At 61.9% G+C, this 22,925-nt stretch carries 27 protein-coding genes, 1 tRNA gene and 1 pseudogene; 19 read left to right on the top strand and 10 right to left on the bottom strand.

Translation table 11 applies throughout. The features are described from left to right. Positions 1-186: pseudogene (locus ACZ9HU_RS17685) on the top strand (IS6 family transposase); the annotation flags it as partial. A gap of 380 nt (positions 187-566) precedes the next feature. Here ACZ9HU_RS17685 and ACZ9HU_RS17680 read toward each other — a convergent pair. Both ACZ9HU_RS17680 and ACZ9HU_RS17675 read right to left on the bottom strand, forming a co-directional pair. Continuing rightward, positions 567-1,682, bottom strand: coding sequence for a Fic family protein (locus tag ACZ9HU_RS17680; RefSeq protein WP_476106902.1), 1,116 nt, complete (start codon positions 1,680-1,682; stop codon positions 567-569). A gap of 193 nt (positions 1,683-1,875) precedes the next feature. Continuing rightward, the gene (locus ACZ9HU_RS17675; protein WP_476106901.1) at positions 1,876-2,283 is read right to left on the bottom strand and encodes a helix-turn-helix domain-containing protein; all 408 of its coding nucleotides are present in this window, start codon (positions 2,281-2,283) and stop codon (positions 1,876-1,878) included. A 110-nt stretch (positions 2,284-2,393) separates the two neighbouring features. Here ACZ9HU_RS17675 and ACZ9HU_RS17670 point away from each other — a divergent pair, with 110 nt between their 5' ends. From ACZ9HU_RS17670 to ACZ9HU_RS17655, 4 genes are all read left to right on the top strand, one after another. Further along, positions 2,394-2,588 (top strand): hypothetical protein, encoded by a 195-nt coding sequence (locus ACZ9HU_RS17670; RefSeq protein WP_476106900.1) that lies wholly within the window; start codon positions 2,394-2,396, stop codon positions 2,586-2,588. 31 nt (positions 2,589-2,619) lie between these two features. Continuing rightward, positions 2,620-2,799, top strand: a complete 180-nt coding sequence (locus ACZ9HU_RS17665) for a hypothetical protein (RefSeq protein ID WP_008068302.1) — start codon at positions 2,620-2,622, stop codon at positions 2,797-2,799. Beyond that, complete coding sequence (locus ACZ9HU_RS17660) at positions 2,796-3,089, top strand: hypothetical protein (RefSeq protein ID WP_476106897.1); 294 nt, start codon at positions 2,796-2,798, stop codon at positions 3,087-3,089. Before ACZ9HU_RS17665 ends, ACZ9HU_RS17660 begins: the two co-directional genes overlap by 4 nt. Before the next feature lie 68 nt (positions 3,090-3,157). Beyond that, entirely contained in the window at positions 3,158-3,877 is a 720-nt protein-coding gene (locus ACZ9HU_RS17655; RefSeq protein WP_476106895.1) for a tyrosine-type recombinase/integrase, read from the top strand. A gap of 11 nt (positions 3,878-3,888) precedes the next feature. Here ACZ9HU_RS17655 and ACZ9HU_RS17650 read toward each other — a convergent pair. Beyond that, positions 3,889-3,965: transfer RNA gene (locus tag ACZ9HU_RS17650), tRNA-Arg, on the bottom strand. Between the two features lie 139 nt (positions 3,966-4,104). Here ACZ9HU_RS17650 and ACZ9HU_RS17645 point away from each other — a divergent pair. Next, positions 4,105-4,485, top strand: coding sequence for a hypothetical protein (locus tag ACZ9HU_RS17645; protein ID WP_476106893.1), 381 nt, complete (start codon positions 4,105-4,107; stop codon positions 4,483-4,485). Between the two features lie 28 nt (positions 4,486-4,513). Beyond that, on the top strand, positions 4,514-5,023 hold the full coding sequence (locus ACZ9HU_RS17640; RefSeq protein WP_476106891.1) for an MmcB family DNA repair protein: 510 nt from the start codon (positions 4,514-4,516) through the stop codon (positions 5,021-5,023). 329 nt (positions 5,024-5,352) lie between these two features. On the opposite strand, the gene ACZ9HU_RS17635 is transcribed toward ACZ9HU_RS17640, so the two are convergent. From ACZ9HU_RS17635 to ACZ9HU_RS17625, 3 genes are all read right to left on the bottom strand, one after another. Beyond that, complete coding sequence (locus ACZ9HU_RS17635) at positions 5,353-6,054, bottom strand: DUF1013 domain-containing protein (protein ID WP_476106889.1); 702 nt, start codon at positions 6,052-6,054, stop codon at positions 5,353-5,355. Between the two features lie 169 nt (positions 6,055-6,223). Next, positions 6,224-6,853, bottom strand: a complete 630-nt coding sequence (locus ACZ9HU_RS17630) for a glutathione S-transferase family protein (RefSeq protein WP_476106888.1) — start codon at positions 6,851-6,853, stop codon at positions 6,224-6,226. After that, entirely contained in the window at positions 6,850-7,854 is a 1,005-nt protein-coding gene (locus tag ACZ9HU_RS17625) for an NAD(P)H-quinone oxidoreductase (protein WP_476106887.1), read from the bottom strand. Before ACZ9HU_RS17625 ends, ACZ9HU_RS17630 begins: the two co-directional genes overlap by 4 nt. 95 nt (positions 7,855-7,949) lie before the next feature. Here ACZ9HU_RS17625 and ACZ9HU_RS17620 point away from each other — a divergent pair, with 95 nt between their 5' ends. The 6 genes from ACZ9HU_RS17620 to ACZ9HU_RS17595 all read left to right on the top strand — a co-directional run bounded on the left by ACZ9HU_RS17620 (position 7,950) and on the right by ACZ9HU_RS17595 (position 13,211). Further along, complete coding sequence (locus tag ACZ9HU_RS17620) at positions 7,950-8,174, top strand: DUF1192 family protein (RefSeq protein WP_476106886.1); 225 nt, start codon at positions 7,950-7,952, stop codon at positions 8,172-8,174. 147 nt (positions 8,175-8,321) lie between these two features. After that, positions 8,322-10,730 carry an ATP-dependent Clp protease ATP-binding subunit ClpA gene (gene clpA, locus ACZ9HU_RS17615; RefSeq protein WP_476106884.1) on the top strand — a complete coding sequence of 803 codons (2,409 nt, stop codon included), beginning with the start codon at positions 8,322-8,324 and terminating at the stop codon, positions 10,728-10,730. Positions 10,731-10,824: 94 nt separating this feature from the next. After that, entirely contained in the window at positions 10,825-11,832 is a 1,008-nt protein-coding gene (gene hemB, locus ACZ9HU_RS17610) for a porphobilinogen synthase (RefSeq protein ID WP_476106883.1), read from the top strand. Beyond that, positions 11,825-12,361 (top strand): GNAT family N-acetyltransferase, encoded by a 537-nt coding sequence (locus tag ACZ9HU_RS17605; RefSeq protein WP_476106881.1) that lies wholly within the window; start codon positions 11,825-11,827, stop codon positions 12,359-12,361. Before hemB ends, ACZ9HU_RS17605 begins: the two co-directional genes overlap by 8 nt. Before the next feature lie 9 nt (positions 12,362-12,370). Beyond that, positions 12,371-12,943 (top strand): gamma carbonic anhydrase family protein, encoded by a 573-nt coding sequence (locus tag ACZ9HU_RS17600; RefSeq protein ID WP_476106879.1) that lies wholly within the window; start codon positions 12,371-12,373, stop codon positions 12,941-12,943. Then, positions 12,930-13,211, top strand: a complete 282-nt coding sequence (locus tag ACZ9HU_RS17595) for a DUF167 domain-containing protein (RefSeq protein WP_476106878.1) — start codon at positions 12,930-12,932, stop codon at positions 13,209-13,211. The genes ACZ9HU_RS17600 and ACZ9HU_RS17595 overlap by 14 nt, the downstream gene beginning before the upstream one ends. Here the strand turns inward: ACZ9HU_RS17595 and ACZ9HU_RS17590 are convergent. From ACZ9HU_RS17590 to ACZ9HU_RS17580, 3 genes are all read right to left on the bottom strand, one after another. After that, complete coding sequence (locus ACZ9HU_RS17590; protein WP_476106876.1) at positions 13,201-13,824, bottom strand: YoaK family protein; 624 nt, start codon at positions 13,822-13,824, stop codon at positions 13,201-13,203. The genes ACZ9HU_RS17595 and ACZ9HU_RS17590 overlap by 11 nt on opposite strands. Next, positions 13,825-14,256: a group II truncated hemoglobin gene (locus ACZ9HU_RS17585; protein WP_476106874.1), complete on the bottom strand. Its 432-nt coding sequence runs from the start codon at positions 14,254-14,256 to the stop codon at positions 13,825-13,827. A gap of 74 nt (positions 14,257-14,330) precedes the next feature. Further along, complete coding sequence (locus ACZ9HU_RS17580; RefSeq protein ID WP_476106872.1) at positions 14,331-15,845, bottom strand: peptidoglycan DD-metalloendopeptidase family protein; 1,515 nt, start codon at positions 15,843-15,845, stop codon at positions 14,331-14,333. A gap of 151 nt (positions 15,846-15,996) precedes the next feature. On the opposite strand from ACZ9HU_RS17580, the gene ACZ9HU_RS17575 reads away from it, so the two are divergent. The 5 genes from ACZ9HU_RS17575 (at position 15,997) to ACZ9HU_RS17555 (ending at position 21,000) form a co-directional block, all read left to right on the top strand. Continuing rightward, the gene (locus ACZ9HU_RS17575) at positions 15,997-18,576 is read left to right on the top strand and encodes a helicase-related protein (protein WP_476106871.1); all 2,580 of its coding nucleotides are present in this window, start codon (positions 15,997-15,999) and stop codon (positions 18,574-18,576) included. Positions 18,577-18,581: 5 nt separating this feature from the next. Continuing rightward, positions 18,582-18,896, top strand: coding sequence for an RNA-binding S4 domain-containing protein (locus tag ACZ9HU_RS17570; RefSeq protein ID WP_476106870.1), 315 nt, complete (start codon positions 18,582-18,584; stop codon positions 18,894-18,896). Then, positions 18,893-19,231: a ferredoxin FdxA gene (fdxA, locus tag ACZ9HU_RS17565; RefSeq protein ID WP_172340052.1), complete on the top strand. Its 339-nt coding sequence runs from the start codon at positions 18,893-18,895 to the stop codon at positions 19,229-19,231. Before ACZ9HU_RS17570 ends, fdxA begins: the two co-directional genes overlap by 4 nt. Before the next feature lie 343 nt (positions 19,232-19,574). Next, positions 19,575-20,105, top strand: a complete 531-nt coding sequence (locus ACZ9HU_RS17560) for a CarD family transcriptional regulator (protein ID WP_476106868.1) — start codon at positions 19,575-19,577, stop codon at positions 20,103-20,105. A 157-nt stretch (positions 20,106-20,262) separates the two neighbouring features. Next, positions 20,263-21,000, top strand: a complete 738-nt coding sequence (locus ACZ9HU_RS17555; protein WP_476106866.1) for a head GIN domain-containing protein — start codon at positions 20,263-20,265, stop codon at positions 20,998-21,000. A gap of 32 nt (positions 21,001-21,032) precedes the next feature. On the opposite strand, the gene ACZ9HU_RS17550 is transcribed toward ACZ9HU_RS17555, so the two are convergent. Further along, positions 21,033-21,983 (bottom strand): L-threonylcarbamoyladenylate synthase, encoded by a 951-nt coding sequence (locus ACZ9HU_RS17550; RefSeq protein ID WP_476106864.1) that lies wholly within the window; start codon positions 21,981-21,983, stop codon positions 21,033-21,035. A 67-nt stretch (positions 21,984-22,050) separates the two neighbouring features. On the opposite strand from ACZ9HU_RS17550, the gene ACZ9HU_RS17545 reads away from it, so the two are divergent. Continuing rightward, on the top strand, positions 22,051-22,890 hold the full coding sequence (locus ACZ9HU_RS17545) for an ATP-binding protein (RefSeq protein ID WP_476106863.1): 840 nt from the start codon (positions 22,051-22,053) through the stop codon (positions 22,888-22,890). Positions 22,891-22,925 lie beyond the last annotated feature (35 nt).

The following is a 22,925-nucleotide window of genomic DNA, read 5'->3' as shown; positions in this document are numbered from 1 at the left end:
CGGCGCATCAAGCGTCGGACCCGCCCGATGCTCGGCTTCAAGGCGATGGCCAGCGCTGCGATCATCCTGGAAGGCATCGAACTCATCCATATGATCCGCAAAAATCAAATGGTGTGGCCCGCTCAAACCCGGAACGACGGGCGAAATAGGTCCGTCGCCCAGCAGTTCGAAGCCCTCGCCGCATAATTCAACATGTCAAAGAGCGCTTTTCGGCCGGCCCCAATCTTTGCGACAGAACCTTCGGATCCAGGTAGAATGCGATCCAGACGCCAAACCTTCTCGCTGAGAAAAGCGGGGTCGGATACAAGTTTCAGGTGGCAATTTTCTAGCGGGACATCATGCGCTCAATGGATTGCCATCTGGCGGATGACCGGCGCCGCGTTCTGGTGAGAGGCGAAACCGACTTTGTCAGTGATGACTGCTTCAATCGTGAATGACATTATTGGCCCCAAACATGCAGAAGCATATCATTCACTACAAACGTAACCAAAATCAATATGATTGGTGAATCGCGCCATGGTTGCAGATAGATCGCCAAGCCTTGCCATCGAAAGCCTATCTCCCCCTCAAAACGCCTCTCGCCCCTCCGCGATATTCAGCAATTCCGGGAACACGAAGGTCGCGGGAGCCCGCCCCGATGGCGGCACCAATTCGCGCAGCAGGCCATTATCACGCAGGTCACGGATGATCTTGCGTGCCGTTGCGGGTGGAATCTGGGCCGAGGCGATGAAGTCCGGCGTCTGGAAGATCGGGCGCTGAAAGATCCAGTCGAGCGCGCGCACCGCGTATTGGGAATGGGTGATCTCCACCACCCAATCGCGCTTGTCTTGATGCAGGGCCAAGATCGCCTGCGCCTTTTGCGTGTTGGCTTCGGCTTGGGCGATGATACCGCGCAGGAAAAAGGCCACCCACCCGCTCCAGTCATCGTCGCGCGAAACGGCCAGCATCCGGTCATAATACTCGTCGCGATTGGCTTCGAGATATTCCGAGAGATAGAAATTAGGGCGCGAGAGCAGCCCGTGGGCATAGAGGAACAGCGGTATGATCAGCCGACCGATGCGCCCATTGCCATCCAGAAACGGATGGATCGATTCAAATTCGGCGTGAACGATGGCCAATTGCACCAGCCTGTCTGGCGCATCGGCGTGGATATAGGCCTCCCAGTCCGCCATCGCGCTTTCGATAAGGTCGGCACCGGGGGGCACGAAACGGGCTTGATCGATGGTGCAGCCTTCCGGGCCGATCCAGTTGGGGATGCGCCGGTATTCGCCCGGATCCTTGTGACGGCCGCGCACTCCGTCCATCAGCACGCGATGTGTCGCCTTGATCAGGCGTTGCGACAGCGGAAGTTCGGCCATCAGCCGGTCTGCCTCTCGCAGGGCAGCGCGATAGTTCAGGACCTCACGAGCGTCGGCCTTTTTCGGTGTGCTTTCATCGAACAGATGCCCCTGTGCTTCGAATTCCAGCACTTCGCCCAAAGTGACTTGCGTGCCCTCGATCTTGCTGGACAGCACGGCTTCGCGCGCGGTCAGCGGGGACAGAAGAATATCCGGATTGGGAATGCCCGAAAGGACGCCCTCATACCGGGCAATGGCCGCATTGGCCGGTCCCACCAACGGAAACAGCGCGCCCAGATCAAGCGCGGCAGGGGGGAATCGTCCTTCATGGTAGGCAACAGACAATTGGTGTCTCCGTCGGGTGCGCCCTGAGATGTGCTCCGAGTCGCCTGTCGATTTGATGATCGTCTATCGACAGCTACACCATTTGATGATCGTGAAATAGGTTTTTGCTTACATCAAACCGCTTTGATGTTCACAGACGATCACCAAAAAAGCGGAGGGGGCTGGGGCAGGTGAGGCTGAGAAGGGCAAGAGATCAGGCGACAAGCTTACCCATCGCATCGACCACACCCTCGTCAAACTGCTCATGCGCCAAAATGTATTGGAACAGTGCGGCGCTAAGACGGACGAGATGCTCCTGCTGCACCTCATCGCCGCCACGGGTCAGATAGGCCCAGGCGGTGGCCAAGGCCCGCTCATGGACCTGCCCCAGATCCGGCGCGAATATAGGGCCGTCACCCAGCAGTAGCCAGCTCGCGCTCACACCATGCTTTTCGCACAGATCCGCGACGAGCGAGGCGGGCGGCACACGAACGCCGCGCTCATAATTGGCGAGCCCCGGTTTCGAAATGCCCAACGCCTCAGCCAGTTGAACCTGACTGAGCCCCTTGATGCGTCGCACTTCCGCGATGCGCGTGCCGATAGCGCGTGACTCGTCAATCACGGCTTCAAAATCTGCCTTGACGAATACATATGTATGTCATTAGCCTATATATGACGTTCAATAGCAGCATGTGTAGCACCATGCTGCGCCAATATACAGGAGCAACTTTCGTGACGAGACTCCTCAGCCCCCGCGAGATGGCCCAGCAATCGGGTTGGCCCGAAGGCCGCATCCGCCGCCTGATCTCGACGCGCCGCCTGCGCCATATGAAGATCGATGGCCTGATCCTCCTGCCTGAAACAGCCATCGAGGAATTTACGGCTGCCCATATGGTCGAACCGGTGGCGATCAACACCACCCAGTAACCCGTTCCCACCTTCGCAAGGATGCAACACCATGGCGGCACCTGACGCTGTCCGGCAAAGAACCATCACGCGCGCGGCAAAGGCCATGCGCGCCGCAGGCGAAACCAGCTACAAGATCGAGATCACCCCTGCCGGCGCCATGGTGATCTGGGCAGGCGAAGTGGCACAGCGACCTTCCGACAACAGCTTTGACCGGTTGATTGCGCGATGAAACGCCGATGGCTGCCCAAATGGGTTTCCGGTTTTCGTGATCGACACGGCAAGGCACGCTATCGTTTTCGGCGCAAGGGGCAGGCGCAATATCTGTTCAAACATGCGCCCGGCACCGAGGAGTTTCGGCAGGAATATCAGGCTTGTCTGACCGGTGCAGAAGCGCCCAAAATCCAGCCGGGCGCAGACCGTGTCAAACCCGGCACGTTCGATGAACTGATCATCCGCTATTATCGCTCACCCGAGTTTCTCGATCCCAGCCCCGCACGCAGGAATTCTATCGCGGTGTAATCGAACGCTGGCGCGCCAGATATGGCAGCGGCCGCGTTGCGGATCTGGAAACGCGCCATGTCGCGCCCATGATGGCGGACATGCTGCCCCACCGCACGGCAGCCAACATGCTGCGCAAGCGGTTGAGCGCCTTGATGGCTTTTGCCAATCGGCAGGGCGACATCGATAAGAATCCTGTTCTGGCCACCAAACCCTATCGCATCGAGGAAGGCGGGTTTCACACGTGGACCGAACCGGAAATTGCACAGTACGAGGCCCATCATGCCACCGGCACCATGGCCCGCCTGATGTTTGATCTCTTGCTTTGGACCGGACAACGAGGTGGCGATGTTCGGCTGTTAGGCCCCAGCAACATTCAAGACAAACGCCTTGTCATCACGCAGGAGAAAACCAAGGTCACCGTATCCTTGCCTATCTTGCCCGCCTTGGCGCAGTCGATTCTGGCGACGCAAACTGGCGAAGAGACGTTCCTGGTCACCAGCCATGGCAAGACGTTCACCCGCAAAGGCTTCGGCAACAAATTTCGCGACTGGTGCGACGCGGCAGGGCTGAACCACTGCAGCGCCCATGGCCTGCGCAAGGCCGCTGCACGCCGCTTTGCCGAGGCTAGATGCTCCAACCAGCAGATCAAGGCCTGGACCGGCCACACCACCGACAGCGAGATTGCCCGCTACACCGCCGCTGTCGATCAGCAGCTCATGTCGGACGCTGCCGCTGAGATGCTGTTGGCTAACCTCATCCAGCGGGTTAGCCAAAAATCTGGCCAAACCCCAGTGAAAGGACAATAATATGAGGAAAGTGGCGCACCCGACAGGATTCGAACCTGTGACCCCTGCCTTCGGAGGGCAGTACTCTATCCAGCTGAGCTACGGGTGCGCACCGGACAGTTTTGGCGGTTAGCAGCGCTTGGCCGTCAGCGCCAGAGGTTTTCGGCATATGTCGAAAAGAAGAATGCAAATACCCGTAGTTACCCCATTAGGCTTTTGGCAAGGGCTGCACCCTATGATGCAACCTTATGGAAATTGTGCCCATAACACCTGAAGCCTTTACCCAAGACGGCGAACAGGCCGATCCGCTTGGGCTGCGTTGGGCCGCGCTGCGTGAAGCGGCGCGGGCAATTGCCGCTTTGGCGGGGGTTCATTCTTCGCAAGAGATTGCCGCTTTGCTGACCTTTCCCGCCGGATTGCGTCAGGTAGAGCCGCGCCGGGCACGTCTGATCGAACAGATGATCGGCGATCTGGTGGCCATTATGGAGCCGGGCGTGGCCGCCTTGCTGTCGGTCCATGAACGCGGCGGCGATGTCGTTCCGCCCGCGCGCGCCCTGTGGCAGGAATTTACATCCGCACGACAGGGTTTGATGGCCCTTGTGCCGCCCAGCAGCGGACAGGACTTGTAAGTTCACGTTACGTTCTTAAAATGGCGGCATGGATGGCCCGCTTGATCCCCTGTCGCCCGATTCGCTGACCCCGCCCACTCTGACCGCCGACGCTTTGATGGTCGCGCGCGGGATCAGCCGCTTGTTCGCACGGAACGATATCTGGTGTCTGCCCGAAATGCCGCTGCGCAACGGGCGGCGGGCCGATCTGATGGGCATCGATGCCAAAGGCCAGGTCATCATCGTCGAAATCAAAGTCGCCCGCGGGGATCTGATGGGCGACGGCAAATGGACCGATTATCTCGACCATTGCGACCGCTTCTTCTGGGGGCTGGCCAGCCACCTCGACCGCGCCTGTATGGAAAGCGAGGCCTTTCGCCCGGACCAGTGCGGCTTGATCGTGGCCGATGGTTATGATGCCGAAATCCTGCGGCCTGCGCCCCTGATGCCTTTGGCGGCGGCGCGGAGAAAGGTGGAGGTTGAGCGTCTGGCGCGGGCGGCATTGCGGCGGCAGGCGGTGGCATCGGACCCGCGGATTGGGCAGTGGGGCGGGGCTTGATCAGGGTTTTCTAGAAGGAAATATGAATGCGAGGGTCTAGAACCTCGCGCTCCCGTTACTGTCTGCGTGGCGCCCTGCCGATTGGGCGATTGAACATTTTGACGTTTGAATTTGAAAGCCTGCAACGCGGATTCTCCCAAGCTCTCCGCGCCGCAGGCTTTCAAACATCCCCCAATCCACAATCCTTCGCCCCCGAAACGCAACCCCATAACGGGATTGCAAAGGGCCCCCGCCCTTTGCCCGCCGGAGGCATCTTAACCCCCCTGTAAAACCCAAAAAAAAGGGCCGCCCAAAGGCAGCCCCCTTTTCACACCAATAAACCGAATCGCTTATTCGCGACCCTCGGCCTCTGCAGCGCGCTTGGCGGCGAGCCATGCGGCGGCTTCGGCTTCCTGTGCGGCTTCGCTGGCGGCCTTGGCCTGCGCTTCGCGGGCGGCGCGCAGTTCTTCGATCAGCGCATCGCGGTCGCTGCCCAGACGCTGGACGTCGGCTTCGTCATCCTCGGCGCTGCGGCCCTTGGCGGCCTTGGCAACCATCGCGTCCAGTTCGCGCTGCGAGCACAGGCCCAGCGTTACCGGATCCTTGGCCGTGATGTTGCCGATGTTCCAGTGGCTGCGGTCGCGGATCGCGGCGATGGTGGTACGGGTGGTGCCGATCAGCTTGCTGATCTGCGCATCCGACACTTCGGGGTGGTTGCGCAGAATCCAGGCGATACCGTCGGGCTTGTCCTGACGCTTGGACACGGGCGTATAGCGCGGGCCCTTGGTGCGGCTGACGGTCACAGGCGCCTTGAACATTTTCAGGCGATAGTTGGGATCGTTCTGGCCGCGCTCAATTTCCATCGCGGTCAGTTCGCCCGCGCGCAGCGGATCGCGGCCCATATACTTGGCGCTGGTCAGATCGTCGGCCATCGCCTGCACTTCGAGAATGTGCAGACCGCAGAAGTCCGAGATCTGCTCAAAGGTGAGCGCGGTATTGTCGACAAGCCACGAGGCCGTTGCATGCGGCATCAGCGGGGTGGGCTGGGTCACGGGTCATCTCCGAGCGTGTTTGAGGCGGGAAAAACCCGCCAAAACCGGGCACAAAATAGAAGGGCCGCCCCTTCACGGAGCGGCCTAACCTTTTCCCCATAAGCGCGGGATTGATTCTGGGCAAGGGTTTTGCCCGAAATTCCGCCCAAAAATTGCGCTTATTTTGAACTTAAAACAGCGGGACGAAGCCCGGCAACGCCTTGATCCGATCGATCCAGCGCCCAATCGCGGGGAAATCGCCAAGGACAAAGCCCCCTTCCCCGGCCACATGGGTATAGGCGAACAAAGCGACATCAGCCAAAGTGATGCTGTTGCCGACAAACCAGTCATGCGTGGCCAGATGTTCGTCCATCAGCCGCAGCGCCGCCTCACCCGCGGTCCGCTTGGCGCCAAGCTGCCCCTTCTGCGCCTCGCTCAGATTCTCCTCGCCAATATAGCCGAGCCAGAAGCGCAGGGTCGCGACATTGGGTTCGTGGTTATATTGTTCAAAGAACATCCAGCGCAGCATGTCGGCCTGACGAAACCGGTCGGCCGGGATCAGCGATGTGTCATGCGCCAGATACCAGCATGCCGCATTGCTTTCAGGCAGAAAGCGCGTGCCATCGGCGCCGTTGATTTCCAGCACCGGAATGCGGCCATTGGCATTGACCTGCGCCAGAAATTCGGGGGTACGGGTTTCACCCTTGCGAATGTCATACGCGACGCGCGCCACCGACGCGCCCACCAGCGCAGCGGTCAGGCGGATCTTGTAACAATTGGCCGAAATCGGATCTTCGTGCAGCGTGTAAGTTTCGGTCATGCCACCTCCAGCACAATTTTGCCGACCAGATCGCCCGACTCCATCTGGGCATGGGCCAATGCGGCTTGTTCCAGCGGATAGGTCCGCGCCATCACCGGGCGGATATCGCCATGCTCAAACAAAGGCCAGACATTGGCCTCGATCTCTTGCGCCAGCAACGCCTTGAACTCGTTGCTGCGCGCGCGCATCGTCGATCCGGTCAGCGTCAGGCGACGCGCCATCACCTGCCACATGGGAATTTCGGCCTTGGGTCCGCCCTGAACCGCGATGGTCACATGACGGCCATCATCGGCCAGGCATTTCAGATTGCGCGCCACATAATCGCCCGCCACCATGTCCAGCACCAGATGCACGCCCTGCCCATCGGTGATGCGCTTGACCTCCTCGACAAAGTCATGGCTGCGATAGTTAATGGCGTGATCCGCGCCCAGTTCGAGCGCGCGGGCGCATTTGTCATCGCTGCCGCAGGTGACGATCATGGCCAGATCGAACGCCTTGCCCAGGGCAATCGCCATGGTGCCAATGCCGCTGGTGCCGCCGTGAACCAGAACCCGCTCTCCACCGATGGCCCAGCCTCGTTCAAAGACGTTGTGCCACACGGTAAACAGCGTCTCGGGAATCGCCGCCGCCTCGATCAACGACATGCCGTCGGGCACAGACAGACAAATGCCCGCTTCGGCAATACAGTATTGTGCGTAGCCGCCGCCATTCACCAGCGCGCAGACGTTTTGGCCCAGCAAGGATTCGTCCGCCCCGGTGCCCAGCGCCACCACCTCGCCGGCCACTTCCAACCCAAGGATGGGGGAATGGCCCTTGGGCGCAGGATATTGGCCAAGCCGTTGAATTACATCGGGACGATTGACGCCGGCGGCCGCGACCTTGATCAAAACCTGACCCGGACCGGGCATCGGAATCGCCAGATCGGCCAGCTTGAGGACATCTGCCGATCCCGGTTGATCGAACGTAATCGCCTTCATAAATTCCGGAAGCACAGACGTCATAATCGCCCCGTGATGTGATTTTACACTAATTAACTCCAAGCCCTAGCTCTGCACCCTGTTGACAGCAAGCGAAAGCGGTCCGATGCTGCTCAACAATGGATGAAGAAGATCGCCCCCATGCTTTGGCACGCGGTCGTAAAGACGCCGCCGCCTCTCTCGCTTTGGAGAGCCTTGAGCCTTATTCGCAAGACGAATTGGACATGCGGATCGTTTTGCTCGAAAACGAGATCGCGCGGGTCACGGCCCACAAGGCGAAAGCCGCCGCCAGCCGCATGGCCGCCGAGGCGCTTTTTCGTTCGGCAAAGGACACGTTGAGTTGATGCGGGCGCCCCCTCGTAATCTTACTTGGGATCGCCATATAGGCTTCATCAAACCTGTTGTCGCATATCTTGCCGGAATGAATTCCGGCTTGTTCGCCCTTCCCGTCCCTCCAGCCCCCCTGCCCTCTTGTAGCGAAAGCGCGATCAATGCCCAGTTTCGCCCAAAGTCTTGAAAAGACCCTCCACGCCGCGCTGAGTCAGGCGTCGGAGCGCAGCCATGAATATGCAACGCTGGAGCATCTCCTGCTGGCGTTGATCGACGATCCTGATGCGTCGCAGGTGATGATCGCCTGCGGTGTGGATCTGGGCGATCTGGCCGAGGCGGTGAAGCAGTATCTTGATCAGGAATATCAGTCGCTCAAAACCAAGGAAAAGGGCGACCCGGCCCCGACCGCCGGTTTCCAGCGCGTGATCCAGCGCGCGATCCTGCATGTTCAGTCCAGCGGCAAGGACACCGTCACCGGCGCCAATGTGCTGGTCGCGCTGTTTTCCGAACGCGATTCCTATGCGGTCTATTTCCTGCAACAACAGGATATGAGCCGTCTGGATGCCGTTTCCTTTATCAGCCACGGAATCGGCAAGGGCGGCAAGAAGATCGAGGACAAGAGCCCCAAGGGCGCCGAAGCCGAAGAACCGCGTCAGGAAGAAAAGCAGGAAACCAAGTCGTCCAACAATGCCAACAAGAAGGATTCGGCGCTCGACCAGTTCTGCGTCAATCTGAATGACAAGGCATTGGGCGGCAAGGTCGACCCGCTGATCGGGCGCGGGCCAGAGGTGGACCGCACGATCCAGATCCTGTGCCGCCGGTCAAAGAACAACCCGCTGTACGTGGGTGATCCGGGCGTGGGCAAAACCGCGATTGCCGAAGGTCTTGCGCGCAAGATCGTCGAGGGCGAAGTGCCCGAAGTGCTGGCCAATGCGGTGATCTATTCGCTCGACATGGGCTCGTTGCTGGCGGGGACACGTTATCGCGGCGATTTCGAGGAACGCCTGAAGCAGGTCGTTTCCGAGCTGGAAAAAATGCCGCATGCGATCCTGTTCATCGACGAAATCCACACCGTCATCGGCGCCGGCGCAACCAGCGGCGGGGCGATGGATGCGTCCAACCTGTTGAAGCCTGCGCTCTCGGGTGGTTCAATCCGTTGCATCGGTTCAACGACCTACAAGGAATTCCGCAATCACTTCGAAAAGGACCGCGCCCTGCTGCGCCGGTTCCAGAAGATCGACGTGAACGAGCCTTCGGTCGAAGACACGATCAAGATCCTGAAAGGTCTGCGCACCGCGTTTGAGGATCACCACAAGGTCAAGTACACACCCGGCGCGATCAAGTCGGCGGTGGAACTGTCCGCGCGTTACATCAACGACCGCAAATTGCCCGACAAGGCGATCGACGTGATCGACGAAGTGGGCGCGATGCAGATGCTGGTGCCGCCGTCGAAGCGGAAAAAGACCATCACCGAACGCGAGATCGAAGCCGTGATCGCGACCATGGCCCGCATCCCGCCCAAATCGGTCAGCAAGGATGACCGCACGGTGCTCGAACATCTCGAACGCGATTTGAAGCGTCAGGTGTTTGGTCAGGACAAGGCCATCGAGGTCCTCTCCTCCGCGATGAAGCTGAGCCGCGCGGGCCTGCGCGATCCCGACAAGCCGATCGGCTGCTTCCTCTTCTCCGGCCCCACGGGCGTCGGCAAGACCGAAGTGTCCAAGCGCCTGTCGGAAATCATGGGCATTCCGCTGCAGCGTTTCGACATGTCGGAATATATGGAGCGCCATTCGGTCAGCCGTCTGATCGGTGCCCCTCCGGGCTATGTCGGTTTCGATCAGGGCGGTCTGCTGACCGATGCCATTGATCAGCAACCGCATTGCGTGCTGCTGCTCGACGAAATCGAAAAGGCCCACCCGGATCTGTTCAACATCCTGCTTCAGGTGATGGACAATGGCCGCCTGACCGATCACCACGGCAAGACGGTCGATTTCCGCAACGTGATCCTGATCATGACCACCAATGCGGGCGCGTCCGACATGGCGCGCAGCGGCATCGGCTTTGGCGACATCTCCAAGGCGGATGCGGGCGACGAGGCGGTCAAGAACCTGTTCACGCCGGAATTCCGCAACCGCCTGGATGCCATCGTGCCCTTTGCCTATCTGGGCAAGGAAGTGGTCAGCCGCGTGGTGGACAAGTTCATCCTGCAACTCGAACTGCAACTGGCCGATCAGAACGTTCATATCCAGTTCGACGCCTCGGCGCGCGAATGGCTGGGTGATCGCGGCTACGACCGGCTCTATGGTGCGCGCCCGATGGCCCGCCTCATTCAGGACAAGGTCAAGCAACCGCTGGCCGAGGAACTGTTGTTCGGCAAGCTGGCCCATGGCGGCGAAGTCAATGTCACGGTCAAGGAAGGCGAAAACGGCAAGAGCGAATTGACGTTCCTGCTGGTGCCCGCCGCGCCGAAACTGGACGCGAAAAAGGCGCCCAAGGGCAAGAAGAAGTCGAATGCGCAATCGGAAACCGGCGGCGAAACCGGCAATGAAACCGGGACCGAGAGCGAATAAGACTATAAATCAATAAATTGGCGGGTGGGGCAAAACGTCCCGCCCCCCAATTGTCTCTTTTCGTCACGCGCCAAGGGGTTTAGACCCTGCGCCCATGACCCAGACCATCCCCGCGCCCTTTCCCGCGCTTCGCCTGCGCCGCACCCGAGCCACCGGCTGGTCGCGCGCGCTTCATCGCGAAAACATCCTGACGCCCGCCGATCTGATCTGGCCCCTGTTCGTCACCGAAGGCACGGGCGTCGAAGACCCCATTGCCTCGCTTCCCGGTGTATCGCGATGGAGCGTGGATGGCATCGTGGCGCGTGCCAAGGAGGCCGTGGCGCAGGGCATCCCCGTCCTTGCCCTTTTCCCCAACACCCAACCCGAACGCCGCAGCGAGGATGGCGCCGAGGCGCTTAACCCCGACAATCTGATGTGCCGCGCCATCCGCGCCATCAAGGACGCCTGCGGCGATGATATCGGCATCCTGACCGATGTCGCGCTGGATCCCTATACCAGCCATGGTCAGGACGGATTAATCGACGATGCAGGCTATGTCCTGAACGACGCCACGGTCGAGGTGCTGGTGGGCCAATCGCTCAATCAGGCCGCCGCGGGCGCCGACATCATCGCCCCGTCGGACATGATGGACGGCCGCATCGGCACGATTCGGCAGGCGCTGGAGGCCGCAAACCACCATAACGTCCAGATCATGTCCTATGCCGCCAAATATGCCAGCGCCTTTTACGGCCCGTTCCGCGATGCGGTGGGTTCGCGCGGGCTGCTGAAAGGCAATAAAAAGACCTATCAGATGGACCCCGCCAATGCCGAGGAAGCATTGCGCGAGGTCGCCGTCGATCTGGCCGAGGGCGCGGACAGCGTGATGGTCAAGCCGGGCCTGCCCTATCTGGACATTGCCATCCGGGTGAAGCAGCAGTTCGGCGTGCCGGTCTTTGCCTATCAGGTGTCGGGCGAATATGCGATGATCGAGGCCGCCGTGGCCGCCGGCGCCGCCGACCGCGACACGATGGTGCTGGAAACCCTGCTGGCCTTCAAACGGGCGGGATGCAGCGGGGTTTTGACCTATCACGCGCTGCATGCCGCACGTTTGATGAATGGATAAGCTGCCGATCATCACGGATCGGCTGATCCTGCGCCCATGGCATGATGGCGACCGCGATGCCGCATGGGCCATGGCGCAGGACGCAGAAGTGATGCGCTACCTGCCCCCTCTGACGCGCGAGGGTAGCGATGCGATGATCGACCGGATGATGGCCATGCAGGCCGAGCATGGCCACACCTTCTGGGTCATGGAGCGGCGAACGGACGGCGCGTTCCTTGGCATGTGCGGTTTTTGCCCGCCCCGCCCGCCTTTGACCGAATATGAGATTGGCTGGCGTCTGGCCCGCGCCGCATGGGGTATGGGTTACGGCACAGAGGCCGCGCGCGCCGTGCTGAATTGGGCATGGGCGCATCGCGACATGCCATCCATCGTGGCCATCACCACCCGCGAAAATGCCAAAAGCCGGGCGCTGATGGAGCGGATCGGCATGGCCTATGCTCCGTCCGAAGATTTCGATCATCCCGCGCTGCTGGAAACTGATCCCTTGCGTCCCCATGTTCTCTATCGCATTGCACGGCCAAAGAGCTGAGAGGACACCATGCGTTCAGACATCACCATCGCCCCGTTCAAGGGCATCTGGCCCCGGATTCATGACAGTGCCTTTATCGCGCCGGGATGTCGGATCATCGGCGATGTCGACATCGGGCCGGACGTCAGCATCTGGTACAATTGCGTGATCCGGGGCGATGCCAATACAATCCGCATCGGCGCGCGCAGCAATATTCAGGACGGCAGCGTCGTTCATTGCGACAGCCCCAAACCCGGCAGCCCCGAAGGATTTCCCACCATCATCGGCGAGGACGTGCTGATCGGCCATATGGCGATGGTGCATGGCTGCACATTGATGGACCGCGCCTTTGTCGGATTGGGCGCGATTGTCATGGATGGCTGCGTGATCGAGGAAGACGCGATGCTGGCGGCGGGCGGCCTGCTCAGCCCGGCCAAGCGCATTCCCAGCCGCCAGATGTGGATCGGCCAACCGGCCCGTTATGCCCGCGAATTGGACGATGCCCAATTAGCCGATATGCAGCGCGGCGTGGCCGCTTATGTCCGCAACGGGCGCGAGCATAAGGCCGCGATCGATGCCATGATGGCGCATGGCGCGGCCTAAACTGGCCCTGCCCCCGGCTGATGCGATCCGCGCCTTGGTGGATGGCGAAGGCAGGCTGGCGGTGAAAGTCACCCCCGGCGCGCGCAGCGAAGGGCTGGAAATTGCCGAGGGCCGTTTGATGGTCAAGGTCCGCACCAAGCCCGAAGATGGCAAGGCGACCGCAGCCGTGATAGATCTGGTGGCGCAGGCGCTGGGCATAGCGGCAAGCCGGGTCACGCTGCTGCGCGGGGCGACTTCGCGGGAAAAGCTGCTTTCTATCAGCGGGTGATGCGATAGGCCGCGATGGTTCCGGCCAAGGCCCATCCCGCGCCCAGCCACAGGCCCGCCTGCGGCATGTTCATCCCCATCGCCGCCCCCGCAATCCCGCCCAGCACCAGCCCCAGCCACAGCGCCAGACTGGCCCCGGCGCCGGGCATCTTCTGCCCCTGCGCCGCCGCACCCAGCGCCTGCCCCGCCTTGACCAGAGCGCCGGTGACATAGGTCAGCGCCAGCGTCCCTTCGCCATCACGCTGAAACGTGGCGTTAAGAGCGCCCATGGCCAGAACCAGCGCCCCTTGCGCCACAATCGTCCCCTGCGCCGCCGCACCCAACGCCAAGAGCGCACAAACCATCCCCAGCACCGCGACCTTGCGCGCCGCCCCCGCCCGCGCCGCCACGACCGTACCCAGCGCCACGCCCAGCACAAAGCCAAGGATCAGCCCCGCAGGCACCAGCGCGCGATGCAGGTGGGTGACCATATCGACCGCCATGCGCGTCGAATTGCCCGACATAAAGGATATGAAATAGCCGCCATTGGCGACAAAACCGCTCGCATCGACAAATCCGGCCAGCCCGGAAAGCGCAATGGCCAAACGCCGACGAGAGCGGTCCAGCCTGTGCATTCAGCCTGCTGTTTTGCCTTTGACCGGCACCATCGACGCCGCGATTTCTTCCAGAACCCCCGCCATCGCGTCGGCCATCACACGGTCCGCAGGCGCCACATCGGCAATCGCGCGGCGCATGGCGGCGCCCCATTGGTCGGCGGTGTTTTGGGCGATGGGCATGGTGCGATGCATACTCATCATACATTTGCCCGATGCGAACCAGTCACGCGGACCGCCCGACCAACCGATCAGGAATCCGGCAAGACTTTCACGCATCGGATCGAGATTATCCGCATGCATCGCCCGCAAATCGGCATAGGCCGGGTCACTTTCCATCAGATCGTAAAAGCGGTTGGCAATCGCCCTGATCACTTCGCCCCCGCCCAACCTTTCATAGGGCGTCTTGCGGGCGATAACTTCGTCCTGAACCTGTTCCTCGGCCTGACTCACGCGGTGAAATCCTCATACAACGGGGGCAATTTCATCACCTTGCCACCGGTTTGCATAGGGGGATTTGACCCGGATCAATAATTTGCCCGCGACGGCCCCCGCGACGATAAGGCGTTAACCGAGGACATCGCCATTTGCGCGCCCACCGGCCCCAGCCCCGCCGATGGTTTCACGTGAAGCACTTGGGCAAGGCGGGCGCGAAAGGCGGCCTGTTCCTGTTTGTCGACGCCTGCACGCACGGTAAAACTGACCGACATGGGATCGACTGGGGCGCCGGCGCGAAACACCTCGTAATGCAGATGCGGCCCGGTCGACAGGCCGGTCGAGCCGACATAGCCGATCACCTGTCCCGCCCGCACCCGCATGCCCGATGCGACGGCAAAGCGGCTGAGATGGCCATAGCCGGTCGATACAGCACCGCCATGGTCCAATCGGATGTAATTGCCATGCCCGCCATGCGGCCCGACGAAATTGACCACCGCATCGGCCACGGCATAGACCGGCGCTCCCCATGGCGCGGCCAGATCGGTGCCCGAATGCATCCGCGCAAACCCAAGGATCGGGTGCAGCCGCAGGCCAAAGCCCGAACTGATCCGCGCGCCCGCCACCGGCATGATCAACGCCTGCGTCTCGCGCTGGGCCGCCATGTCGGATGCGTCATAGAATTGCATGTCGCGCCCTTTGCCCCAGCGCAGCAATTGCTTGGCCATATGCCCGCCCTGTTCAATCGCGGCATATTGCAGGTCGCCCACCTCGACCTGTCCATCGGGGGCGCGTTTGTAATCGACCACCATGTCGAACACATCGCCCTGATGCACTTCATCCAGGCTGAGATGCGCGTCAATCGCGGCAAGGAATTGCTGGATCGCCTTCATCGGCGCACCGGCGGCGCGGGCGGCGCGATAGACGCTGCTGCCCGCAACGCCGCGAATGCGCAAAGGCGTGGCGTCCACCGGCAAATCGTGGCGCGACACGGCAAAGCCATCCCCCGCCCGCGTCGCCGACAAGTCCAGATCAAAACGCGCGCGCACCGTCAGGCTTTCCAGCGGGCGCGGCAAACCCGGCGCGGCGGCCTGTCCCAGATGCAGCGCGAAACGCGTGCCCGGCGCGATGTCGGCCAAGGGCACGGCCCCTGCAAGCGCCACGCGTACCGCGTTGTTGTCCGCGGCCGAAACCCCCGCGCGCGACAGCATCGCCCCCACATCATCCTGTCCGGCCAAGGTCAGGGTCAGATCCAGGCTGGGCCTTTCAGGCGCCTGCGCCAAGGGAACAAGCCGCGACGTCGGCCCCATCCTTTGCCCGGTATCGCCGCCATAGAGCAGCGGTTGCACGGTCTGGCTGTGCCATTGTTCCTGTGCGGTCGCGTCCATCATCTGGGGGTCGCCCATGCGGATCGCGGGCAATCCGGGCCACAGGCTGATGGCAAAACCGATCCCGCCCAGCATCACCGCCAAACCGCGGTACCAACGCGGCGTGCCGATGTCATGGGCCAGATCAGGCGCAAAATCGAACCGGCCCAGCACGCCTTTTGCACGCGCCACCAGCGCCATCGGCAAGGCAACAGAGGCAGGAATAGCGCGGCTTGCCATGGGGGCCTTTGAAAAAGAGATTCGTAGCCATCCCTCCCTGACGCAAGAGGGTTAATACAACGCTTAGAACTGTGGCCTTTTTGGTCCTTGTCGGCCCCATTGCGACGAACAGCCCTTGCGGCCCATGCCGCGCTTTGCCACATTCGGGTCAATGTCTTTCAACGCAAACCTGCGCGGACTATCGCGCGCGCATCAGTCCCACGATGGCCGGGTCAAGGCCGTGCTTGGCCCCACGAATACGGGTAAGACCCATCTGGCGATTGAGCGGCTTTGCGCCCATTCCTCGGGCGCCATCGGCTTTCCGCTGCGGCTATTGGCGCGTGAGGTTTACGAAAAAGTCTGCGCGATCAAGGGCGCGGAACATGTCGCGCTGATCACCGGCGAGGAGCGGATCGAGCCGCCCGGTGCGCGATGGTTGCTGTGTACGGTCGAGGCTATGCCCGTCAGAGGCGGATCGAAGCAAGGCGCGAATGCGCGTTTCACCGACCTCGCCTTTGTCGCGATTGACGAGATCCAATTGTGCGGCGACCGCGACCGGGGCCATATTTTCACCGACCGCCTGCTGCACGCCCGCGGGCGAGAGGAAACCATGCTGCTCGGCTCATCGGTGATGGAGCCGATGGTGCGCGCCCTTGTGCCCGAGGCCGAGATCGTCAGCCGCCCGCGCTTTTCCACGCTCAGCCATTCGGGCGCGAAGAAACTGTCCCGCGTGCCCCCGCGCAGCGCCATCGTCGCGTTCAGCGCCGAGCAGGTTTACGCCGTGGCCGAAATGCTGCGCCGGTTTCGCGGCGGGGCGGCGGTGGTGATGGGCGCGCTCTCGCCCGAAACCCGCAACCGACAGGTCGCGCTCTATCAATCGGGCGAGGTCGATTATCTGGTGGCCACCGACGCCATCGGCATGGGGCTGAACCTGGACATTACCCATGTCGCGTTTGCGGGCCTGTCGAAATATGACGGGGTGCGTCAACGCCGCCTGCTGCCCACGGAAATGGCCCAGATTGCCGGGCGCGCCGGGCGGCATCAACGGGATGGCACATTCGGCACTCTGGCGGGGACCGGGGGGCATGATGCGGAATTTTCCGATGAAGAAATCTACGCCATCGAGGAACACCGCTTTGCCCCTCTGGCTAAACTGTTCTGGCGTGAATCGGATTTAAGCTTTGATTCGGTGGCCCGCCTGATCGACTCGCTCGAACGGCCCCCGGCGAAGGCGGAACTGATCGCCGCGCCCCAGGCAATCGATCTGGCGGTGCTCAAACGGCTTGCCGAAGACCCCGAAATTGCGCCGGGCGTGCGCGGCGCCGGATTGGTGCGCCGCTTTTGGGAGGCCTGCTCGCTGCCCGATTTCCGACAGCAGGGGGCCGAAACCCACGCCCGCTTTGTCGCCAAATTGTGGTCCGAATTGCGCAGCGGGCCGTTGGGCGCGGACACCGCCCCGCGCGCCATCGCGCAACTGGACAATACGCAGGGCGATATTGACACGTTGCAGGGCCGGATCGCGGCGGTGCGTTCATGGTCCTATATTTGCCAGCGGCCCGATTGGGTGATGGCCCGCGACGAAATGGCCGCCCGCGCGCGCGAGGTGGAATCGCGCCTGTCGGATGCTCTGCACGCCCGTTTGACCGAGCGTTTCGTCAATCGGCGCACGACCGTTCTGATGCGCAAGCTGGGGCCGGATGCGGGCCTGCTCTCGGTCGCGATGGAGGGCGATGATGTGCTGGTCGAAGGTGAAAAGATTGGCGAGCTGACCGGCTTTGCCTTTCGGGTTGACCCTTCGGCGCGGCATGAGGATGCGCGATTGCTTCAGGCGGCGGCGGAAAAGCATCTGACCGACCTGTTGAGCAAGCGGGCGGGCGAATTGATCGCGGCGTTGAGCGCAGGCCAAGCCGATGTGGCGATGGAGGGTGAAAAGATCCTCTGGCGCGGCCATCCTCTGGCCCGGATCGCCAAGGGGCGGGCTTTGCTCAATCCCACGCTGACGCCCGCGCATGTGCTGGACCGTTTGCCCGCGACATTGCGCGGTGAATTGATGGCGGGATTGTCGGCATGGCTGGCGCATCGGTGGAAACCTTTGGCGCCGCTGGCCGCAATGGAGGCGGCCAGTCTGGAGCCGGGAAGCGGTTCGGACCTGCGCGCACTGTTGATCCGCATGATCGAAGGGGGCGGGATGGTCGATCGCGCGGTTTCGGGCGTCGAAAAACTGACCGGGCCACAGCGTGAAATTTTGCGCAAGCTGGGCGTGCGGATCGGGCCGCTCGACATTTTTCACCCGGCGATGGTCAAGGCCGCGCCATTGGAATTGTGGCAATCGGCATCGGGCAAATCGGGCATCATTGCCCATCCGATGGCCCCGGTATTGAAACCCAAGGACAAGGCAACCCCGCTGGCCTATCGCCGTTTGGGCAACGAAGCGCTGCGCATCGACCGCGCCGACCGCCTGTTGCGCGAGGCCCATGCCCGTCGCAAGGCGGGCGGCAAGGCGCCCTTTACCCTTGATCCGGCCGAGGCGGTCAAGATCGGCCTGTCGACGCGGGCCTATGCCCATCTGCTGCGTCTGGCCGGGTTTCGCCCGATCATGCCGCGCGTTTTGCCCGATAATGTCTTTGGCCCCGCCGCGCCTCTCGTCTGGCGCTGGCAACCGCCCCGGCGTGAGACCGAGGCGTCGAGCCGCCAACAGGCCGCCATGGATGCCGACAGCCCCTTTGCGGCTCTGGCCTCGCTGGTGGCATAGGCGTCATGCGGATCGACAAACTCCTCTGGTTTCTGCGCTTTGCCAAAACGCGAGGGCAGGCGCAGGAATGGGTCGAACAGGGCCATATCCGCCGCAACGGGCAACGGATTGAACGCTGCTCCGCCTCGGTGGCGTTGGGCGATGTGCTGGTGTTGCCGGTGCCTTCGGGGGTGCGCGTTATCCGCGTGACGGAGATGCCATTGCGCCGCGGACCACCTTTAGAAGCACAAAGCTGCTATCAGGTGCTTGACGACACCCGCCCTTCCCCACTAGCAGCGGGTGGAGTTTATTCTTCATCGAAAGGGGATTTGCAGCCATGACCTATGTCGTTACTGACGCCTGCATCCGCTGCAAATACATGGATTGCGTGGAAGTTTGCCCGGTTGACGCCTTTTACGAAGGCGAAAACATGCTGGTGATCAACCCCAGCGAATGTATCGACTGCGGCGTTTGCGAACCGGAATGCCCGGCCGAAGCCATCCTTCCCGACACCGAAAGCGGTCTGGAACAGTGGCTCGAGCTGAACACCAAGTACAGCGCCGAATGGCCCAACATCACGACCAAGAAGGATTCGCCCGCCGACGCCGACGAATTCAAGGGCGTTGAAGGCAAGTTCGAAAAGCTGTTCTCTGAAGCGCCGGGCGAAGGCGACTAAGAGAAACGCCGGGGGCGAATCACCCCCCGGTTGGCATTTTTGAGTGCCAGAATGAGAAAATTTTGTTGCCAGAGGCTGGGGTTGCGATAAACGCACCGCTGGCCTCTGGTAATTTTGTTACAGGCGTGCTATATAATACGTCAGTCGCGACAGGCTGCGTATGTCTTGGCCTGTCGTCATCACCAAAAACCGGGTCGAACCCCCTGACCATGAAAGGCGTCGTTACAGCACACGGTTGATGTTTCGCATCACACCGCCGCAAAAGCTCATCACTTTTGCGCGGATTTGCGAAAACGCCGTGATCCTCTCCATGCTGTCAACGGGCCGAGTGAAAGGACGATAGATGACCGCCAAGGCGCACGCCTTCGATGTTGGAGATTACGTCGTTTACCCCAAGCACGGCGTTGGCCGGGTGATCGAACTGCTGGAGCAGGAGATCGCGGGTATGAAGCTGGAACTGTATGTCCTGCGCTTTGAAAAAGAGCGGATGACCCTGCGCGTTCCGGTTAACAAGGTCGAAGCTATCGGCATGCGCAAATTGTCCTCGGACAAGACGTTGCGTGAAGCGATGGATACGCTCAAGGGCAAGCCCAAGGTCAAGCGCACCATGTGGTCGCGCCGCGCCCAGGAATATGAAGCGAAGATCAACTCCGGCGATCTGGTTTCGATTGCCGAAGTGACCCGCGACCTGTTCCGCGCCGACGATCAGCCCGAGCAGTCCTATTCGGAACGCCAGATCTTTGAAGCCGCCTCCAGCCGCCTTGCGCGCGAACTGGCCGCGATGGAAAAGACCGACGAACCGGCCGCTCTGAAAAAGATCCTCGCGATTTTGAACGAGTATGCGCCCAAGTATTACGAAGCCGCCGCGGTTTGATCCGCCGGCCTATATCGGGCTTAAACGTAATGGGTTGAAGAGGGGCTGCCCGATGGGGCGGCCCCTTTTTCGTTGGGGGTTTCGATTCCGGCTTTCCTTGCGGTGCTTGGTGTATTATATCACCAACACACAAAATGCCGCAAACGGGAGACGCCCCATGGATTTCCGCAAGATCGCCTCTGCCTTTGCCCCGGTGATGGCCATCGGCATGACCGCCTTGATCACCGGATGCCACAATGCCGACATTTCCATCAACGGCGAGGCCGGCAAGCCGCTTTCCGAACTCGACCTGTCCGGCCCCGCGCCCGACAGCGTGGTTCTGCTTGGCCCCGATGTGGTCAAAATCGAACCGGGTGAAAAACTGGCCATCCGGCTTGAAGGCAACCCCGATCAGACCGACAGATTGCGCTTCACGCTCAAGGATGGAAAACTGGGCATTCTGCGCGATAAAAAAGGGTGGAGCAGCGGCGAATCCGTCACCGTATTGATCACGATGCCCGCGCCCAAATCCTTAACGATGGCCGGATCGGGCAAGATCACCGCCACCGCTTTGGCCCGCGATGCCGAGGTGACGATTGCCGGATCGGGCGATATCGACACGCCGCAGGTCAATGCCGACAGTCTGGACATCTCGATCGGCGGTTCGGGCACCTATCGCGGCGCGGGCCATGCCGCCGATCTGGAAGTGAATATCGCAGGGAGCGGCAGCGCCGAGATGGCGGCGCTGAAAGCCGACAAGGCCGATATTTCGATCCTGGGTTCGGGCGACGCGCAATTCGCCTCGGACGGGACGGTCAAGGCATCCATGATGGGATCGGGTTCGGTGCGCGTCAAAGGCCGCGCCAAATGCGAGGTCAGCTCGATGGGATCGGGCAAGCTGATCTGCGAACCTTGATCAGATCGGCGCCACCGCGCGGCGAGCCTTGATTATATTGGCGCCGCCGCGCGGCGCAGGCGGTCGTTGATCGCAGCGCCAATGCCTTCATCGGGGATCGGGGCAATCGCCACTTTCGCCTGCGGGGCATGGGATGCCTCGTGCAGCGCCGCGTAAAGCCGCGCAGCAGCCTCTGCAAGGTCGCCAGAGCGCGAAAGCGAGTAATCGCCACCCTCTGAGCCAAAAGTGATGTAGAACTCCTCAGCGGCCTTCTGGGCGGCATTCAGGCGCACCGGCTTGCCCGGCGCGTAATGGCTGGTCATCTGGCCCGGCGCCTCGATGCCGCGATCCTCATGCACCTCCCCCTGCCCCAACACGGCGGCCAGATCGGCCGAGGTGATCGGGCCGGGGCGCAGCACCTGCCACCCGCCATCGGGGCGCAGGGCGACAATCGTCGATTCAATTCCGGCCTTGCACGCCCCGCCATCGACGATGATCGACACCCGATCGCCCAGTGAATCCGCCACATGCTCCGCCACCGTCGGGCTGACCCCGCCGCTGCGATTGGCCGAAGGCGCGGCCAGCGGCAGGCCAGACTGGCGCAAAATCGCCTGCATTACCGGATGGGCCGGACAACGGATCGCCACCGTGGGCAATCCCGCCGTCACCGCCGCCGCCAAAGGCGCATCATCGCGGCGCGGCAAAACCATCGTCAACGGCCCCGGCCAGAACGCTGCCGCCAGCGCCCTTGCCCGATCATCCAGCACCGCCAGCGCCTCGGCCCCCGCCACATCGGGCACATGGACGATCAACGGGTTGAAATCAGGCCGCCCCTTGGCCCGATAGATCGAGGCCACCGCATCGACGCTGTCCGCCCGCGCGGCAAGGCCATAGACCGTTTCCGTCGGCACCGCGACAATCGCCCCGTCACGCAAAGCCTGCGCCGCCCGCATCAGATCTTCGGGCGAAGTGGTCACAATATGGGGAAGTTGATTGTCAGCCATACCCCTCCCGCTATAGCGCAAGATCGGCAAAGTCTATCTGGCAAAGTCTATCTGAAGGAATGAATCCATGGCCGATCAAGGCGACCCTCTGGCCCGCATCGCCGATGCTCTGGAACGCCTGGGAGCGCATTTTTGCCCCCCACCCCCGGCGGCGGCGGCGTGGCTGGACCATCCCGCCTATGTCTGGGACGGGCGCGCCGCGCGCGGGGTAGCGCGACTGGACGCCCCCGAATTGCGCCTGCTTCAGGGGATCGAGCAGCAGAAGGAAGCGATTTCGGGCAATGTGGCGCGCCTTGCCGCGGGCCATGCGGCGCATGACATGCTGCTGTGGGGGTCGCGCGGCATGGGCAAATCGGCTCTCGTGCGCGCCAGCGTGCTGGCCGCGTCAAAGGCCCACCCTGGCGCCATCGCGCTGGTTCAGGTCGCGCCCGATGCGCTTTCCTCGCTGTCGGGCCTGTTCGCGCTGCTGGGGCGGGTGGACCGGCAATTCCTCGTCTTCATCGACGATCTGGGCTTTGAAGAAGGCGACCTGTCCGGCCCCCGCGCCCTGCGCTCATGGCTCGAAGGGGGCGTAGAAGCACGCCCCGCCAACGTCCGCCTTGCCGTCACATCGAACCGCCGCGCCATCGTCGGGCGCACTTTGGGCGAGCAGGACGACCCCATCAATCCGCGTGACGTCGTGGATGACAAACTGGCACTGGCCGACCGCTTCGGCCTCTCCATCGGGTTTCACGCCTGTTCACAGGACGATTATCTGGCCATCATCTCGGGCTATGCCGCCGAACTGGGCCTCAGCTTTGAAGTGGGCGATGCTCTGGAATGGTCCAAGCGGCGCGGCAGCCGGTCGGGGCGTATCGCGTGGCATTATGTCAATGAATTGGCCGGGCGGGTTGGGCGCAGGATTTAAGGGGGTTTATGCGAGGGTCTAGACCCTCGCGCTCC

Source organism: Novosphingobium sp. Sphag1I (assembly GCF_056279125.1).
Note: the sequence above shows the minus strand (reverse complement) of the source record. Positions and strands in the feature narration are given on the sequence as shown.

Coding starts and splice junctions, on each gene's coding strand:
- ACZ9HU_RS17665 (WP_008068302.1), top strand. CDS start 2,620: ATGGCGGCACCTGACGCTGTCCGGCAAAGAACCATCACGCGCGCGGCA.
- ACZ9HU_RS17660 (WP_476106897.1), top strand. CDS start 2,796: ATGAAACGCCGATGGCTGCCCAAATGGGTTTCCGGTTTTCGTGATCGA.
- ACZ9HU_RS17655 (WP_476106895.1), top strand. CDS start 3,158: ATGATGGCGGACATGCTGCCCCACCGCACGGCAGCCAACATGCTGCGC.
- ACZ9HU_RS17645 (WP_476106893.1), top strand. CDS start 4,105: ATGGAAATTGTGCCCATAACACCTGAAGCCTTTACCCAAGACGGCGAA.
- ACZ9HU_RS17640 (WP_476106891.1), top strand. CDS start 4,514: ATGGATGGCCCGCTTGATCCCCTGTCGCCCGATTCGCTGACCCCGCCC.
- ACZ9HU_RS17630 (WP_476106888.1), bottom strand. CDS start 6,853: ATGACCGAAACTTACACGCTGCACGAAGATCCGATTTCGGCCAATTGT.
- ACZ9HU_RS17625 (WP_476106887.1), bottom strand. CDS start 7,854: ATGACGTCTGTGCTTCCGGAATTTATGAAGGCGATTACGTTCGATCAA.
- ACZ9HU_RS17620 (WP_476106886.1), top strand. CDS start 7,950: ATGGATGAAGAAGATCGCCCCCATGCTTTGGCACGCGGTCGTAAAGAC.
- clpA (WP_476106884.1), top strand. CDS start 8,322: ATGCCCAGTTTCGCCCAAAGTCTTGAAAAGACCCTCCACGCCGCGCTG.
- hemB (WP_476106883.1), top strand. CDS start 10,825: ATGACCCAGACCATCCCCGCGCCCTTTCCCGCGCTTCGCCTGCGCCGC.
- ACZ9HU_RS17605 (WP_476106881.1), top strand. CDS start 11,825: ATGGATAAGCTGCCGATCATCACGGATCGGCTGATCCTGCGCCCATGG.
- ACZ9HU_RS17600 (WP_476106879.1), top strand. CDS start 12,371: ATGCGTTCAGACATCACCATCGCCCCGTTCAAGGGCATCTGGCCCCGG.
- ACZ9HU_RS17595 (WP_476106878.1), top strand. CDS start 12,930: ATGGCGCGGCCTAAACTGGCCCTGCCCCCGGCTGATGCGATCCGCGCC.
- ACZ9HU_RS17590 (WP_476106876.1), bottom strand. CDS start 13,824: ATGCACAGGCTGGACCGCTCTCGTCGGCGTTTGGCCATTGCGCTTTCC.
- ACZ9HU_RS17580 (WP_476106872.1), bottom strand. CDS start 15,845: ATGGCAAGCCGCGCTATTCCTGCCTCTGTTGCCTTGCCGATGGCGCTG.
- ACZ9HU_RS17575 (WP_476106871.1), top strand. CDS start 15,997: ATGTCTTTCAACGCAAACCTGCGCGGACTATCGCGCGCGCATCAGTCC.
- ACZ9HU_RS17570 (WP_476106870.1), top strand. CDS start 18,582: ATGCGGATCGACAAACTCCTCTGGTTTCTGCGCTTTGCCAAAACGCGA.
- fdxA (WP_172340052.1), top strand. CDS start 18,893: ATGACCTATGTCGTTACTGACGCCTGCATCCGCTGCAAATACATGGAT.
- ACZ9HU_RS17560 (WP_476106868.1), top strand. CDS start 19,575: ATGACCGCCAAGGCGCACGCCTTCGATGTTGGAGATTACGTCGTTTAC.
- ACZ9HU_RS17555 (WP_476106866.1), top strand. CDS start 20,263: ATGGATTTCCGCAAGATCGCCTCTGCCTTTGCCCCGGTGATGGCCATC.
- ACZ9HU_RS17550 (WP_476106864.1), bottom strand. CDS start 21,983: ATGGCTGACAATCAACTTCCCCATATTGTGACCACTTCGCCCGAAGAT.
- ACZ9HU_RS17545 (WP_476106863.1), top strand. CDS start 22,051: ATGGCCGATCAAGGCGACCCTCTGGCCCGCATCGCCGATGCTCTGGAA.